Annotated in this window: 10 protein-coding genes and 1 tRNA gene; 4 read left to right on the plus strand and 7 right to left on the minus strand. The window is 25.1% G+C overall.

All coding sequences use genetic code 11. From position 1 onward, the window contains the following. Window position 1 precedes the first annotated feature (1 nt). The 6 genes from ABIV_RS12335 to ABIV_RS12360 form a co-directional block, all read right to left on the minus strand. The gene (locus tag ABIV_RS12335) at window positions 2-3,175 is read right to left on the minus strand and encodes a hypothetical protein (RefSeq protein ID WP_114840177.1); all 3,174 of its coding nucleotides are present in this window, start codon (window positions 3,173-3,175) and stop codon (window positions 2-4) included. Continuing rightward, window positions 3,176-6,289 (minus strand): Mur ligase family protein, encoded by a 3,114-nt coding sequence (locus tag ABIV_RS12340; protein ID WP_114840178.1) that lies wholly within the window; start codon window positions 6,287-6,289, stop codon window positions 3,176-3,178. Window positions 6,290-6,302: 13 nt separating this feature from the next. Then, window positions 6,303-8,513 (minus strand): glycoside hydrolase family protein, encoded by a 2,211-nt coding sequence (locus ABIV_RS12345; RefSeq protein WP_228254306.1) that lies wholly within the window; start codon window positions 8,511-8,513, stop codon window positions 6,303-6,305. A 19-nt stretch (window positions 8,514-8,532) separates the two neighbouring features. Continuing rightward, the gene (locus ABIV_RS12350) at window positions 8,533-9,810 is read right to left on the minus strand and encodes an ankyrin repeat domain-containing protein (RefSeq protein WP_114840179.1); all 1,278 of its coding nucleotides are present in this window, start codon (window positions 9,808-9,810) and stop codon (window positions 8,533-8,535) included. Window positions 9,811-9,916: 106 nt separating this feature from the next. Beyond that, a complete protein-coding gene (locus ABIV_RS12355; RefSeq protein ID WP_114840180.1) occupies window positions 9,917-11,017 on the minus strand; it encodes a response regulator in 1,101 nt (366 codons plus the stop codon). Next, entirely contained in the window at window positions 11,010-13,553 is a 2,544-nt protein-coding gene (locus tag ABIV_RS12360; protein ID WP_114840181.1) for a PAS domain-containing protein, read from the minus strand. The genes ABIV_RS12355 and ABIV_RS12360 overlap by 8 nt, the downstream gene beginning before the upstream one ends. Before the next feature lie 175 nt (window positions 13,554-13,728). Between ABIV_RS12360 and ABIV_RS12365 the strand changes: the two genes are divergently transcribed. The 4 genes from ABIV_RS12365 (at window position 13,729) to ABIV_RS12380 (ending at window position 17,886) form a co-directional block, all read left to right on the plus strand. After that, complete coding sequence (locus ABIV_RS12365; protein ID WP_114840182.1) at window positions 13,729-15,726, plus strand: transporter substrate-binding domain-containing protein; 1,998 nt, start codon at window positions 13,729-13,731, stop codon at window positions 15,724-15,726. A gap of 5 nt (window positions 15,727-15,731) precedes the next feature. Continuing rightward, complete coding sequence (locus tag ABIV_RS12370) at window positions 15,732-16,040, plus strand: hypothetical protein (RefSeq protein ID WP_114840183.1); 309 nt, start codon at window positions 15,732-15,734, stop codon at window positions 16,038-16,040. Between the two features lie 191 nt (window positions 16,041-16,231). Then, window positions 16,232-16,762: an Hpt domain-containing protein gene (locus ABIV_RS12375; RefSeq protein ID WP_114840184.1), complete on the plus strand. Its 531-nt coding sequence runs from the start codon at window positions 16,232-16,234 to the stop codon at window positions 16,760-16,762. Window positions 16,763-16,773: 11 nt separating this feature from the next. Further along, entirely contained in the window at window positions 16,774-17,886 is a 1,113-nt protein-coding gene (locus ABIV_RS12380) for a hybrid sensor histidine kinase/response regulator (RefSeq protein WP_114840185.1), read from the plus strand. Between the two features lie 12 nt (window positions 17,887-17,898). Here the strand turns inward: ABIV_RS12380 and ABIV_RS12385 are convergent. After that, window positions 17,899-17,974: transfer RNA gene (locus tag ABIV_RS12385), tRNA-Cys, on the minus strand. Window positions 17,975-18,005 lie beyond the last annotated feature (31 nt).

The raw sequence follows: 18,005 nt of genomic DNA on the forward strand, positions 1-18,005 counted from the left end.
ATCAAATATCCAGCTCACTTATATATCTGTCAATATATTTTTCAAAATAAGTAGGGAATCCTGAAAGGGTATAACCAACTCTTGGATTAATCTCAAAAATTTTAGGAATATTATTTTCTATTTTAAAATTAATACTACACTGGCAATAATCATCATTACTACTTAAATAAGATACTATTTCTTCAAAAAGCTCTAAAAAAGGAGTTTCACAATATTCTACTTTAATAGTTTCTTTTTTTTCTGCTTGTAAAACATAAAAATCTTTTTCCACTTTTTTACTAAAAGTAAAATCTTCAATAATCTTCCCTTTTTTCATAAAAATAGTAGTTGCATACTCTACCTTACTAGGTAAATATTCAGATATTATTAGATTCTTATCTTTAAAAGTAATCTCATCTTTTGAGTAAGCTATAAAAATACCTCTTCCTGCTCCACCTGAAATAGTTTTTACAATACAAGGATAGATAACTTCATTTTCATTAGAATAATATTTTGGAACATATTGCTCATATCCTTTTTGAAGCATTAAATCATAAAACAGTTTTTTATCGACAAAGTGTTTTAATGTTTTTTGAGTATTAACTAAAAATTTCAAACCTTTTTCTTTTAAAAGTTTTTCATTTTTAGCAATTGCTTTTTGAGCAGAATAGTTATTTCCAAATAAGATATTGATTTTATTATCTAGTGCAAAATCAATTACTTTTTTTATATCACTAAAACTTGTATGATAAGCTTCTATAAAAGAACATTTTTTTAATGTACTTTGCCACTTATCTGCAAAGAGTATTTTATTTTTACTCTTTTTATGTTTCTCTATTCCTAAATGTTTTAAAACCATATCTTCCAATAATCTTTTTTCATGTAAATAAACACTCACATAATGATCACAATTTTTATAAGAAAAAAGTTTTATTCTTTTATCATCTAAATATAAAGCATGAACTTCATCCAAAGGGACACTTTCAGAATAGTGAATTTCAATTTTATTATTAATATTACTATTTTTATAAAGTTCTTTTATATTTAAATATTTTGTATATTTTTCATTTACTTTACTTAACTCTTTATTCCATCTTTTATCAGAAAACTTTTTTCTTGTTTTATTATCAATAAAAGTTTGAGGAGAGAAGGCTAAAACATTAGTTACATTTAAAAGTTTTCCTGCAATTAAAGCCATATATCCACCCATTGAAGAGCCAATACAAAGTATTTTTTTATAATTGCCTTTTTTTATAAAATAACTTAATAGATTTACTATTTCATCAATACTATTTGCAATTACATTTGAGCCATTGTGATACCAAGAATCTGAATTATCTAAAATAAAAATCTTATTTGTAATTACTTCATTTGTAATAAAAGGATAACGAGAATTAAATACTCCACCTAAATGTCCTCCATATCCAGAAAAAGAGATTACTAAAATATCACTTTTCATTTCAAAATCAAAAAGATGAGTTAGCTTTTCATTATGAGTTGTTCTACCAAAATATTCATAATTATGTTTTATTTTTTCAACAAATTCATAAGTTGGAATGAAACATTTATTTTTAGTATCATAAAGTTCTAAAATATTTTTATGAAAATTAGAATTGCTATTTGGTTTTATTTTATACTGATTAATATCATCCGTATAAATAATTAAATATCTTTCATAAGTAAGAATATTTTCTAAAGCTTTTATATCTTTTAAATTGGGGTTTCCATTTAATAAAATAGTTTTGCTTTGAGAATTCCAAACTGTTGTTTTTAAAAATTCAAGATTTTCAAGACCTTTTAAAGAAACTAGTTTATTATGTGCAACAGATAATAAACCATAAACTTTTTTCAAATTATTTAATTCTTCTAAACTTTTTATTGAATTAGAAGATAAAGAAAGACTAGCAACAACTGTTGTTAAATACTCTAATCCTTTTAAAGAAGTTAAGTTATTATTATGTAAATATAAAGAAGATCCCGTATGTTCTAAACCTCTTAAAAAAGCAATACTTCTTAATTTCTTATTTGAAGTAATCTTAATATAACCATCTATTCTTTTTATTTTTAAAAAAAATTTACTTAGAGCATATATATTTTCTAAACTTTCATTATGTGTTATTTCAATATTTTTTACATATTCTAAAGAATGAAAACCATTAATTTCTTCAAGAACTTTATTATCACTAATCTTTAAAGTCCCAGATATCTGTTTTATTCTATTGAATCCATCTAATATTTTTAAATTAGTATCAGAGATAATTAAATCTCCTTCAATCATATGAAGATTATCATAACTATTGTAGTGATAGGTTTCCACTTCTAAATTATGTAAGACATTTTTTTTACTTTCTCTTATTATATAAAGTTCGATTACTTCTAAAAAAACTCTTATCTCTTTTTTATTTTTTAAATCTACATTCTCAAAAGTTTTTAATAATGCATTTAAAACATAAAGATTATTTATTATTGATTTTTTCTGTATTTTTTCTATTTTTAATTCAGCTAATAATTCTTTCTCTTCTAGTTCACAATTTAAAAGAAAATTCTTAATAAAAGAAGATAAATCATCAACATAAAAAAATAGTTTTCTAAAAAAATATTCTGCATCATGAGCTCTTAATAAAAGAGAATCTAACTCTTCTATTGTTTGAGGTAATATCTCATCTTTCATCTGTCGTTTATGAATTAAATTTTGACTCCATCTAGCTAAGCCTTCCATAAACCACATATTATTAAAATTACAGTAGTTATATTGAAAAACATGAAATAATTCATGTATTGGAGTTGCTGTATCTTCTATCAAATCATTATGAATTTGGATTTTAACAGCCTTACCTTTCATATCTTCTTCTAAAAAGTATTCACTATTATCTACAAGTTCTGAAGCTACCAAACCTTTTTGTTTAGGTATATCTACTATTAATATATCAATAAACTCAGCACCTTTATCAAAATAAATCCCTTCTTTTAGTGGATTTCTTAACTTAAGTTTTTTTGTATATATTTCATTTGCTTGGAAGAAAAGTTTAAAAATATTTATTATGTAATCAGGAATATCTTTTTTATAGCTAAATTTTAAGTTAGCAGGTGTTTTATCATCTTTTGAAAGATTATAAAAAATTCTAAAAGGGTTACTTATAAAACAGTATTCATACTCTTTTTTTACAAAACTAATATTTTTAAAATTAACTTTCATTTAGAACCTTTCTAATAAAGGCTCTAAAATATCTTTATATAATTCACTTTTTTTAAAATCTGTTGCTGTTATATAATTGTTTGCATTAATAAAATCAATAAATTTACCATAGTCAAAACTTACCCATCCTAAGCCCCAAGTTCTGCCTTCAAATTTTTTATCAAAATTTAAACTATTTATAAATTTTTTTAAGGAAATTCTATCGTTTTCATTCATCTTTGAAACTTTATATTTCCCATTCTCTTTTTCATATTTTACAAATCCAATATGAAGATTTAAAGTTGCTACTTCAATATGTAAAAGATACTCTTTATTTCCAAAGTAATAGAAACTTCCAAAAAGCTGTTTTTTAGGTAATTCTACTTTTTTATCTAAATTATTAAACCACATTTCACAATATTCTTCATTATAAACGTATGATTTCATACCTGTACTTTTTATATCTTCATTTACATTTACTAGCTTTTTTGAAATAAAATATTTATCTATAGTTGTAAAAAATTCTAATAATAAAGTTTTTCTAAATTCTGTAAAATTTTTATACTTTGAAAGAGATTCTTTAAAACTATTTGCAGTTAATTCATATTTATATAATAAATCATTTATTTTTATTGTTGAATTCTCTAATTCAAACATTGTTACTAAAGATTTATATTCATTTATTTTTTTATCTGTTAATTTATAATCATTTATTCTATAATCAAAGATACTTCTATCTTTCATTTTTAAAATTCTATCTGATACTCTTCCTAGATATAAATAAGCACTTCCTATTATAAATAATAAATCACCACCTTTTATATCTAAATATAAGCTTTTCGCAAGAACATCAATATCTTCTTCATGAGAAACTAAAATATTTTTATTTTCTAAATTTTCATGAACATAATTCATAAAGTTACCTGTTGTATATAACCTATCAATATTACTTTCATTAATTAGTTTTGCTAACTCAGAATGAGACTCTTGAGTCCATGAAGAATCTTTTTTAATTGAAATCCCACCAACTAAAGCAATTATCTTCCCTGGTACTTTAAAGTTCTTTAAATCATTAAAAGCTGATTTCATTCCATGAATTCCACCTCTTCTACTTTGGTCATAAAATAAAACATCTCCTGATTTTTTAGAAATTTTTATTACTCTTCCCATAGTTTCAAATGGTTCAATTCCTTCAAAATCTTTAGCAGCTTTTAAAACATCAAATCCCATCTCTTTTACGGCTAATAAAATCCCAACACTTGCTAATGGTGCATGTTGTTGTATCATAGGAACAAAATATTTAACTTTTATTCCATCAATATTAGCTTCCACTTTCCAACCAATATTTTTTGAATCAAAAGTTTGTTTTAAAAGTTGTGCCTTATCACTCTTTGTAATACCATAACTTATAATTTCAACATTTGGTTTTCTTTTATAAATTGCATTTAATAATTTTGGATAATGTTCTATATTTGAATTTACAATACATTTTCCACCTTCTTTTAAACCTTCAACAACAGAAGATTTTGCAATCATAATATTTTCAATAGTTTTGTGCATATCCATATGGTTTGGACCAATATTTGTAAAAAAGCATAAATTAGGATTTACCATCATTGCTCTTTCAACTCTATATGCTTCATCACTTCCCACTGAAACCTCATTGATTTCAACTTTATCATCTACTTCTAAATTGATTAAAGATCTTAAAACAGGTACTTCTGTATTTGCACTATTTAATACAGCATGAGTTTTTATTTGTTTATTTAAAATATGATGGAATTGTACTTTTGCACCAGTTTTCCCCTCTGTTCCTGTTACTAAAACAGTATAAGGATTATGCTCTTGTCTTACTTTTATTGCACACTGTTTAAAAGCTTCAAAACAATCATCAACTAATAAAACTGGTAAATGCTCAACATACTTTAAATATTTTTTATCATCAATAACAACTGCTTTTATATCTTTTTTAAGAACTTTTTTAAGCTCATGCATAGGATCTTTTTTCTCTTTTATCCAGTCTCTTATTGCCATTGTGAAATAGATATTTCCACTATAATAAGTTCCGTAAGTTCCCACACCTGTAAAAGTCATACTATCATTAATATCTGTTAGCCAAACACCTCTTGTATATTCAACTAATTTAGTAGGAGATAAAAAAATCTCTTTAAAAGAATCTATTTTTTCTTTTAAAACTAAAGACATTTCCACAAACTTTTCTCTATTTTCAGGTTCCATATCTAATATTGAATAATTAAATAAAGAGATTTCAGGATTTTTTATTAGTTCTAAAGTTCTTTTCATCCCTTTTTTTACTTCTTCTATCCATTGGTCATGAGATACTTCATTATCTAGATTAGGATTATCTAATAATGCTGGAGGAAAACCATTAAACATCAAAAGATGAGATAAAGTTACACAAGAGAAAGTTCTACTATTACCATCAGGGAAAGGGTGTAATAATTCAAGTTCTCTTGGTACTAAAGATATAACTCTTAATTTTTCTTCATCAGTTTTTGCTTTTTTTATATTTTTATTATATCTATCAACTATCTCTTCCATTTTTGAAACCATTAACATTTGAACTGAATGTTTAGCTTCATAAAACTCATGTAAACTTAGTTTCCCTTCTAAAGCTTCTACTTGTTTCTTATCTAGATTAGGGTACCAGTTTCGATAATTAATTTTTCCATCTTTTAACATAAAGTCATAAACTTCATCTACATTTAACTCATCTGCTGTTTTACCCCATTGTTTTGAGTTAAAAATTGCAGTACCATCTCCTTTTCTCAACTCAAAAACTTCTACTAAATGCTCATAAGTTGTTGATTTAGCAAAAAAAGGCATCCCAGAATTTAAATATCTTATATCTCCTGGACTTGATTTTAAATTTGTTGTTTCTACACTTAACATACAAATCTTATGAAGCTCTCTTAAATATGTAGCTTTTAAACCATTTGAAATATCAAAGTTGTCAAGCATATGACAAAAACCATTTAATAAAGCAGGAACACTTCCTCTTTCACCACCTTCATATCCAACCCAGCCATTATATTTTTTTTGAAATCTTCCATCAACAAAAAATCTCCAAAATTGTGATATATCAAATTGTTTTAAATATTTAATTCCAGACATATTAATACTTCCCTTATAGTTGAACTTTATGAATAAACTTTTCTAAATCTTTATTTGTTTTTATAAACAAGATATCATTTTCAGATAACTCATTTAAAATCTCATTCTCTAAAGTATCAAAACTTTGAGAATGATTTTTCCAAATATTTATATCTTCTATAACTTCAATATGATTTGTAAAACTTCCAATTGTATAAAGTGAATCTATCTTTGCTTTAGAAATCAATGTTTTATATTTTTCTATATCTAAACTATGGACACTCATTTCATCAACAAATTCAGATACAATAACTACTTTTTTTCCATAAGATGAAGTCTCTTCTACTTTATGAAAAAACTCTTCAAATAATTCATAACTATTTATTTCACTATAATCATAAACTTTACACTTAGCAGCTTTTTTTTCTATAATTTTTTCTTCTTTTTGCCAAACAGGAAGTAATCTTCCAAAGAAACAAGCAGCATGTTGAACTGAGTCAACTCTAACCCACTGACGTGTTAGTTTAAATCTAAAACTATGAAGAGCTTTTTTAGGATTTATATGTGCATATACTGATTTTTCGTCATGGAATGTTTTCATTAAGCCTTTTGCACTTAACATCATATGTTCCATTATCCATGAAGCTTTTTGCTCATCACCTAAATATTTAGCTAAATAATAAGCACTAACCACCCCTTCACATCTTGAAGCATCGTGGTAAACATGGTCTCCATATTCATAATAAAAACCACCTATATAGTCTTTGTTTAAAGAGAATGTATTTTCATCTTTATACATATGTTCAAACATCTGTTTTGTATCATTAAAAACAAAATCAATATAACTTTGTTTTTTTAAGCCTTCTACTTTTACCCACTCTTCAATTGCCTGCATAAGCCAAGCATCAGCAGGTAATGATTCAAACATATAATCATATTTTATTGGTCTTACATCAACTAGAAAGTCAAGTGCTTGTTCACTTTTTTCTTTTATCTCTTTTTTAAACTTTTTATCTATATTCTTAGCATGATGATAATATAAAGCAAGTCCTAATAAGGCTTCTCCTGGATAATAAAAAGAGAAAAGATTTTTCTTTATTTCATCATCAGGATTTATTAATGGTTTACCTTCATTGTATAAAGGATGTATATAATATCCAATCAGTTCCCCATCTTTATCAACTCTACTTAAAATATGTCTTACTAAACCATCTATATATTTTCTATAAGATTCATCTTTTGTATGTATATAATAATGCATCAAAGCAACTAAGCCTATTCCAGCTCCACCTAATTTAGATTTTTTATTAAAAAAAGGATAACAAGCATACTCTTTTTTATAAGTATGTGTTCTAAAAGTAGAGATTAAAAAGTCTAATGAATCTTTTGCTTTTTCTAAATAGATTTTCTTTTTACTTAATTCAAAAGCTCGCAATAAAGTGATTGTTCCACCACTATGTCTTAAAATATTATTATATAAAGGGTTAATCATATTAGGGTGTAAATCATCTACAATAGTATTTTTATAAGGGTCATAAAAATATAAGAAGCTACCATCTTCATTCATATTTTCAATTAACCAATCAGAGCTTTTAATCATCTTATCATAAACTATTTCTTTAGAAAACTCTACTGGCTCAGGATAACCTCTATTAAGTTTTAATACCTCATCTTCATAGGTAATATAAGCTTCAGATTCAAGAAAAGTATACTCTATTGGCTCTCTTCTCATTAAATGAACTCTTTCACTTATCTTATTTGTTTTTCTTGCAATTCCACACTGTTTTGATAAATAGTTTAATAACTGATTTACACTCATTATAGATTTTGTATAACCATCTGTAGGCATAAAAAATCTTGTAATACCTTCATATTTATACTTTAGTCCATTTACTCCAGGTTCAAATCTATTTGGAGATTTCATTCTTAAAGTAGTTAAGTTTCTAATATTACAAGGATACTCTTTTGTAACAATTTCAAAAAGAATCCTACATTTTGAACTATCATTGATATTAAAAGAATAAAAACTAGGATTTGTTTTTATTTTAAAAATGATTCTTTTAATTGTCTCTTCAAAGCTCTCTTTTTTTGAGCCCCATCTAATAGGCCTTAAGCCCTCTTGAAAAAGAGTAATATATACTTGTGAAATTTTAGAATCATAAGTGATTTCTAAATTTTTACTATCAATATTAAATGGTGTGCCTAATGCCAAAGATTCTCTTGTTTTTGCTAACAAATGGTTCATATCTAGCCTCTAAATTTAACTATTTACTTTCAATTCTAAATTCAACTCTTCTTGATAACTCTTTATTTTCTGTTCCATCTTCATTAAGAATTAGTTGACTTGAAGATTTTCCTTTTGCAACAAAATTTTCATTTATAAAAGTTTCATTTTCAATAATAGATGAATCAAGTAATGTTTTTAAATATTCTAATACAGCATCTGCTCTTTGCTGAGATAAAACCATATTTCTTTTAAATTTTTCTTCTTCACTAGTTACACTATTAAAAGCGGAAGAAGTATGACCTTCTATATAAACTTTTTTTATTGAAGTTTTATATTGAATTAATGCCTCTACATACCTTGGGAAAAAGTTTGCTAAGATAGTTTTAAATTCCTCTTTTAAATCATTACTTCCTCTTTCAAATAATAAAGAAGGATTATTAAATCTAAAAGTCAAAGTCTTTTCATCAAAAGTAGCATGCCAGTTATTTAAATCTTTTTCAAACTCTTTTTTTAATAAAGAAGGTAAGCTATTAACAGCTTTAATTTCTAATTCTTCTGAAACTAAACCTTTCTCATTCATTGAATTTACAGAAATAGCATCTACTCTATAATATCCATTTAAAAGTTTCTCTTGAACTTGTGCACACCATCTTTTTCCTAAGATATTTGCCTCAATAACACTTTCACCAGAATCAAAAGAAATTTGTATTCTTTGTACATCTGTATCAAAAACATCACCACAAATATTAGGTCTATTATCTGTTAAAACACCATATTCGTCAATTGAGATTTGATTATAAAATTGAACATTTGTAGGTTTCTTAGGAGTAACAACTTTCCCTACACATTGTGCTTGAATATTTTTAGAACTTAACAATTTAGCTGTTCTCATATCTGTTGCTTTTACAGCATAATCATAAGCAGAAATACCTTTTTCATCTTTGATATTTACCTTTGCCCCATTACAAATTAATAACTCAGAAATAAAAGCATAACCATTTCTTGTAGAATCAAGTAATGGTGTATCAAAATAGTTATCAAAACTATTTACATCTGCACCTTTTGTAATTAACATTTTTGCAATATCATAGTGGTTAAATCTTGCCGCTAAGTGTAATGGTGTGTAACCATATTCATCTTTTTCTTCTAAGTCAGCATTATTTTCAATTAATTCATTTACTAGTCTTATATCATTTACCCTAATCGCATAGTGTAAATTTTTATTCATTCTTACATCATAATTTCCATTTTTTGATGTACATCCTGTGAAGATACCAATTATAAATATACTTACTATAAATATATATTTAGACATTATATTCCTTTTAAAGTTTTAAAATAATTTACTTTATAATCTTTTATTTTATCTAAATAAAATTATATTATGGTAATTTAAAAGAAGAAAGAGAAAATAAAATCCGTTAAATCCTCAATTCTTTAAACTCTTTAACTAACTCTAATTGTCTTTGAGAAATATAATTTTCTAAAATTTTTCTATCTCCAAATTTAAGTTCATAAATAAATATTATTTTGCTATAGTCTTCATCTATTTTATTTATTTTATAAACCAATGCTTTAAAAGCAAGTCTCTCTTTATGAATAATCTTATTTTCAAAAGAGGCTTCATGCTCAGTTTTAAAGCCAATGACTAAATCTACTTTATCTCCACGTTTTAATCTACTTGTAACATTTTTTGCTTTGAAGGCAATTGCACAGACTGAAATAGATTCTACTTTATAATTATATCTTTCACTATTTGCAAAAATTGAAGCCGTAAAAAGTTCATCAGGATCAACTCTCACTTCTCTTCTATTTTTTGAACTTGTTTCTACTTCACTTAAGTTTATCAAGGTAATAATCTTATTTACTTCATCATACTCACTAAAAGTCCCTACTAAAATTTTATCTTCAAAATGTAAAGTAGTTTCTCCTTCATACTTAATTGCTTTAATTTGTACATTCTCAGTTTTTAATAGAACTTTATCTTTATGTATATTAATAATTTTTGCTTCATGAATGAAAGGTACTCCCTTATAATGATTTACCAATTCTAAAGGTTTATTCTCAAGTTTTACTTCATATAAAAATTTAAAAATATCATCAAAATCTTCTTCATCTTTATTTTCAAGTTTCATTAAAGAATTTAATAAAGAAGAGATTAACACATCATAATTCACAGGTTTTTGAATAAACTCATCTATTCCTAATTTTTTAAACTTTATAATATTTTCTTCATAAGCATGTGCAGAGATGATTATGATTCTTGTATTAGGGCTAAATAATAAAAGTTTTTCAATAAATTCATGCCCATTCATTAGTGGCATTGTTAAATCAGTAAGAACTAAATCAGGTAAATTCTTTTTGAAAAGTTCTAATCCCATAACACCATTATCAGCAACAAAAACCTCTTTAAATAGTTTTCCAAGAAAAGTTTTCATCTGTTTTTGAATATGTTTACTATCTTCTACAACTAAAACACTATATTGATTTGCTTTATTTTTTAATTTTATTAATTCAGACACTCTCTTTCCTTAATGTAATCTCGAAGCAGGCACCCTCTTCTTTATTATAAACTTTTAGTTTTCCAAGTAGGTGTTTTTCTACAATTATTTTTGACATATATAAACCTAAACCTGTACCTTCAAGTTCATTCTTTGTAGTAAAATATGGTTCAAAGATTTTGTCCAATAACTCCTCTTTTATTCCCCCTGCATTATCAGAAATCTTTATTATAACCCTATCTTTAAAAGATGACTCTTCTATTTTTATATATCTATTTTCTATCTCTTTTTGAACTAATACTTCTTTTGCATTTTTTAAAATATTTATTAAAACCTGTAATAGCTCTTTTCTAAAATTATTAATTTGACAAGTAGAACAATACTCTTCTAAAATATTAATATTATTGTTTTCTAAAGTCTTTCCAATTACTGAGAAGGCATCTTTAAATACCTCTTTTATATAAAAAAGCTCTTTTTGTTTATTTGGTTTAAAAAAATTCCTAAAATCTTCAATTGTTTGAGAAAGATATTGAGTTTGATTTATAATATCCTGTGCATTTTCTTTTAAGGCTTCAGCTTCTAAAGTATCAAGTTCGACATCCATCAAAATATTATTTGCACTCATAGCAACTACAGAAATTGGCTGTCTCCATTGATGGGCAATCATACTAATCATCTCTCCCATAGCAGCATGTCTTGATTGAGCTATCATTAACTCTTCTTTATCCTTTAGCTCTTCTTGAAGTTTAATCTCATTGGTAATTTCTTGTTTTATTGCCATATAATTTGTAATTTTCTGACTTTTCTTAGAAAAAATTGGAAAAATAATTGCTCTCTCCCAAAATTCATTTTTATCCTTAGCTAAATTTTTAAAAGTTCCCGTCCAAGTCTCACCACTACTTATTGTCTCCCAAAGTAGTTCATACTCTTTTTTATCTAGAAAATCTGCTTTTAAAATATTTGGATTTTTTCCAGCAACTTCTGAAAAACTATAACCACTTACTTTAGTAAAATGTGTATTTACATACTCTATTTCTCCTTGAGTATTTGTAATCACAAAAGAGATAGGAGCTTGTTCTACAGCTTGTCTTAAAATAGAGAGTTCATTTTGAATTAATGCAAACTCTGTTACATCTTGAATTGTACCAATAACTGAATATACATTTTTATTTTTATCTTTTTTTATCTCAATGTTGCAGTTTACATATCGAATTTCCCTATCTGATTGTCTAATTATTCGATATTCACTTTTATATGCTTTTCCTGTTTGTTTAGCTAAGAAAAATTTTCTAATTACTACTTCTCTATCCTCATCATGGGTAAAGTTTTTAATCAAATCTTCTAAAGTTATCTTATCTTCATCACCTAATCCAAATACAGCTTTTATATTTTTTGACAAAGTTAACTCATTATTTTTAAAGTTATATCTAAAATGTCCAAGATGTGACATTTTTTCTGCTTTTAAAAGATTTTTTTCACTTCTTTTTAAATCTATTTCTAACTCTTTTTGTTTTGAAACGTCTGTATGAAAACCAACCATTCTAATAGCTTTTTTATTTTCATTAAAAATCGTTTTTCCTCTATCTAAAATCCATACCCATTGTCCATCTTTATGTTTTAATCTATGAATATTTTCATAATGAGTTGTTTCTCCTCTATGATTTGCATTTATATCATGGGAAGCTTTTTCAAAATCATCAGGATGAACTAATTTTTCCCAAGTTTCCAAAGAGTTTGCTAACTCCTCATCTTTATAACCTAGCATTGTTTTCCAAATCTTTGAGAAGTATACTTCATTTGTAAGTAAATTCCAATCCCATAATCCATCATTTGAACCATTAATTGCATATTCATATCTTTGAGATAAAATCTTATATCTATTTGAGATTTCTATAATTGTTCTATGTTTTTTATAGATATTATTTACAAAATGAATTAAAACAAGTAAAACCAATAAAGATAAAAAGAAACTAAAAAGCATATAGTATTCTCTTTTTTTAGAAGAAATAAGATAAAAATCTCTGAATTCATTGGTATCAATAGTAACTCTTACACCACCTCGAATATCACCAATCTTATAACCTTGAGCACTGTGACATTCTAAACAAGCTCTTGTAACTGTTAAAGCTGCCATATAATTAAATTTCTTATAGTTTTTATTAAACTCATAACTCTCTGAAATCTCTTTTTTCTCAAATTTTTTCAATACTTTTGTTTCATAATAGTTTGGTTTATTATTTGGATTTAAAGGAAAAAGGCTTGTTATTTTATAACTTTTTACATTGTTATTATTAGACATGTCAAAAATCTGTTTTGTCATATCAATAGGATTTATTTTTTGATACTCTTCATCATGTTTTATAAAAACACCTTTATTGGTAGTGTTCCACATTTTTGTAACAAAAAAACTATTAAAACTTGTTCTAGCCTCTTTTAAGATATTATCTTCATAAATTTTAATCTGATTAGATATTGAAAAATTTATATAGTAAATTTGTAATAAAAATCCAATAAAAACGACTCCAACTGTTATTAAAATTGCTTTAAGATGACTCATTTGTTTCTCTTCATTTATAATAAAAATATTATTCTATTATAATGGATTTTTATTAATAATCCACCTACAAATATTAATTTATTTTTTATTTTATTGTCACTTTTGTAACACATAAAGTAAATTCTTTATAATAAATCAGATAAAATATTATTAATTAAGACAGAAGGAAATAATTTTGAAAAAAATTATCTATTTTTTCATTCCATTTATTGTGACATTTTTGACAGCAAACAATAATAATTTTGATACAAAATTAACTAAAGAAGAGTTATCTTTTTTAAAAAATAATAAAATCTTAAAAGTTTGTATTGACCCAAACTGGATGCCCTTTGAAAAAAATTTAAATGGTAAACATATTGGAATGACAGCTGATTATTTAAAACTTATTGAAAATAAACTTCAAATAAAAATAGAAATGATTCCAACAAAAACTTGGCTTGAATCATTAAACTTTGGAAAAGAAAAAAAATGTGATATTTTTTCTTTAGTTATGGAAACTCCAGAAAGAAAAAAGTTTCTTAATTTCACAAAAGCTTATTTAGAAATACCCCTTGTATTAGCTACTAAAACAAATGAACTATTTATAGATGATATTACAAAAGTAAACAGAAGTATGGGTATTGTTAAAGGTTATGCTTATGCTGAAATATTAAAAGAAGCCTACCCAAATCTAAATTTAATTTATGTGAAAGACATAAAAGAAGGATTAAAAAAAGTAAATGAAGAAGAGTTATTTGGTTTTATTGGAACTCTTTCTACAGTTGGTTATCATATTCAAAAAGAGTACATTGGCCATTTAAAGATAGTAGGAAAATTTGATCAAAAGTGGAATTTAGGAATTGGAGTTAGAAAAGATTATCCTTTATTACTCTCTATTTTAAATAAAGCAATTAAAGATATAAATTATGAAGACCATCAAAATATTTTAAATAAATGGCTCTCTATAAAATATGAAAAGATAAGTTATAAATATTTAGTTGAAGTCATTATTATCTTTTTTGTTGTTCTTACTAGTATCTTATTTATAAATAGAAAATTAAAAAATGAAATTGAAAAAAGAAAAAAAGTTGAAAACTACTTAAATAGAGTAATCAAAGGTGCAAAATTAGGTATTTGGACTTGGTATGTAAAAGAAAATACCAATATTATAAACGAAAGATGGGCAGAAATAATTGGTTACACAAAAGAAGAAATCAAAGATAAAAACCAATTTTCTTTTATTTTAAAAGAGGATTTAAAAATTGTAGAACAAGCTATTGATAATCATATCAGAGGGAAAAAAGATTATGAAGCTTGTTTTCGAATGAGAGCAAAAGATGGTTCAATAAAATGGATTTTATCTAATGGAAGTATTGTAAAAAAGGATAAAAATGGAAATCCTCTAATTATGGCTGGAATCCATCAAGATATAACAGAAAACAAAACTTTAGAGTTAGAATTAAAAAATCAAAATGAGTTTATAATACAACAATCAAGACAAGCTGCAATGGGAGAGATGCTTGAAAATATAGCTCATCAATGGAGACAACCTCTTTCTATAATAACAACATCAGCTAGTGGAGTAAAAATAAAAAGTGAACTATCTGATTTATCTCAAGAGCAACTATTTGAATTTATGGATCAAATTCTTACTAGTGGAATGTATCTGTCTCAAACAATTGAAGACTTTAGAAACTTTTTTAAAAGAGATAAAAATCCAACCACAGTAGATACTTATGAAATAATAAATAAATCTTTACAATTTTTAAAATCTAAAATTATAAATAGAGAGATTGTAATTGTACAAGATATCAAAATAGATACTATTTTTGTCTATGAAAATGAATTGATACAGGCTTTAATTAACATCTTTACAAATGCAATTGATGCTTTAGAAAAAATTGAAGAGAAAAGATTTATTTTTATAGTAATTAAAGATATAAAAGATAACTATATACTAAAAATAAAAGATAATGCAAAAGGAATAGACTCAAAGGTTTTACCAAGAGTTTTTGACCCTTATTTTACAACAAAACACCAAAGCCAAGGTACAGGAATCGGTCTTTATATGACAAAAGAGATAATTGAAAAGCATTTTTTAGGTAAAATAGAAGTATTAAATGAAGATTTTATCTACAACAATGTTCAATATACAGGAGCTTGTTTTAAAATCAAAATCCCAAAGAATGGTTAAAATAAATGAAAAAACTTTTTAAAACAACTTTAATAGCTGCTATTTTAGGTGCTTTATTTAGTTATGGTGCAATCAACTTTTTGTATTATAAAATGGAACAAGAACTAATTACTTATTTAGTTTTAAATGAAGAAGCTAAAAAATTACAAGATATTTATGCTTTATGTAGTGGCTTATTAAGTGTAAATCCAACTCAAGAGAATCTTTCAGGTTGTAATAATATTGTAACAGAAGTTGAACACTTATCAGTTAAGATAAAAGAACAGTGTCCTTATATAAGTTTTTATACTTCATACATAAATGAGCTACAATAAAAAAAGGAAGCCATAAGATAAACTTATAACTTCCTTTTAGATATGCATGAAATTAATCTTTGTAAGAATACTCCAATAATTCTGAAATAATACTTAATTTTTCATAAGTTAAACTTATAATACAGAATAGTATATATCTTAATATTAAATTTTTCATTTGTTTAAAATGTAATTTTGGTTATAATCCATCCATGAATTTAAAATATATAAATAAAGACTTAGCATTAAAATATTTAGATTATGATATTAAACTTTATAAAAATATTCTTGAAGGGTTTAAAGAGCAATATACAAATTTAAACTTCTTGAAACTAGAAGATAACTCTTTTTATAAAGAAGTTCATCAATTAAAATCACTTAGTAAAAATATTGGAGCAAATCAATTATATAAACTTGCTGAAGATATGAATAAAAATAAACATAGAGAATTAGAGACCGAACTTCAAGAAATATTAGCTAATGTTTTAAGTGAAATAGAAAGAGTCTCTATACAAGAAATCACTACTACAAATATTTTAAATACAAATGAAGAATCTAAAGAAGAACTTTTTGCACAAATTTTAAATGGAGCAATAAAAAATCGACCTAAAAAAGTTGAAGAACCTATTGAAAAATTAAAAACTCTTAAAAATCTAACTGAAGAAGAAAAAATCCTAATTGAAAAGCTAGATAAAGAAATTAAAGTATATAATTTTAAAAATATTGTAAATATTCTTTCATAATTAGGATACCCATGTCTAAACCTTTAATTCTAATTGTCGATGACAATCAAGCAAATATAAAAATACTTGTTGAATTTTTATCAAATGATTATGAAGTAGTTGTTTCAATTACAGGAAAAGACGCTTTAGAAATTATTGACAATGAGAAAATTGATTTAATTTTATTAGATATTTTCATGCCACATATGGATGGATTTGAGGTTTGTGAAAAAGTATATGAAAAACATGATAAACATGAAATCCCTATTATTTTTGTAACTGCTAGTAGTAATGATGATGATATTGAAAAAGGTTTTAATCTTGGAGCCGTTGATTATGTAACAAAACCTTTTAGAAAAGTAGAAATCCTATCAAGAGTAAAAACCCATATTTTGCTAAAAGATTATAAGAATAATCTTGAGTCTAAAGTAAAAGAAGAAATAGAAAAAAACAAAATAAAAGAAAAAATCATGTTTCACCAATCAAAACTTGTAAGTATAGGTGAAATGACAAATAGTATCGCACACCAATGGAGACAACCCTTAAACTCAATAAACTCGGCAGTTATGGGAATAGATACTTGCCTAATGAAAAATCATATTAACAATGAAGAGATTAATGAAAAACTTGAAGAAATAGAGATACAAACTCAATATATGTCTAAAACAATAGAAGATTTTAGTAACTTTTTAAATCCAAATAAACATAAAGGTTATAATAATTTAAAAGAAATAGTAAGAAAAACCCTAACTATTATTCATACTAAACTCTCAAAAAACAATATTTCTTGCAATCTTATAGAAAAAACAACTTCTACAGTTTTATGTACTGAAGGAGAAATTATTCAAGTATTAATAGTAATTTTAAATAATGCAGTAGATGCACTAAAAGAAAACTCTATAACAAATCCTAAAATAGATATTGAAATAGATACAAATAAAATAAGTATTACAGATAATGCAGGAGGAATAAAAAAAGATAATATTGATAATATTTTTCTGCCATACTTTACTACAAAAAAAGCAGATGAAGGACTAGGAATCGGACTTCACTTAGCAAAAGCAATAATCGAAGAATCAAATAATGGAAAACTTAGTGTTGAAAATGTTGATTGTGGTGCTAAGTTTGAGATTAAATTTAACTAATTAGTTTTGAAGTGGAGGAGGTAGCCGGACTTGAACCGACGAATATCTGATTTGCAATCAGGTGCATTACCAACTTTGCTATACCTCCGAAAAGTGAACGAAATTATATCAAAAATAGC

It is taken from the genome of Halarcobacter bivalviorum (assembly GCF_003346815.1).
Taxonomy (GTDB): domain Bacteria; phylum Campylobacterota; class Campylobacteria; order Campylobacterales; family Arcobacteraceae; genus Halarcobacter; species Halarcobacter bivalviorum.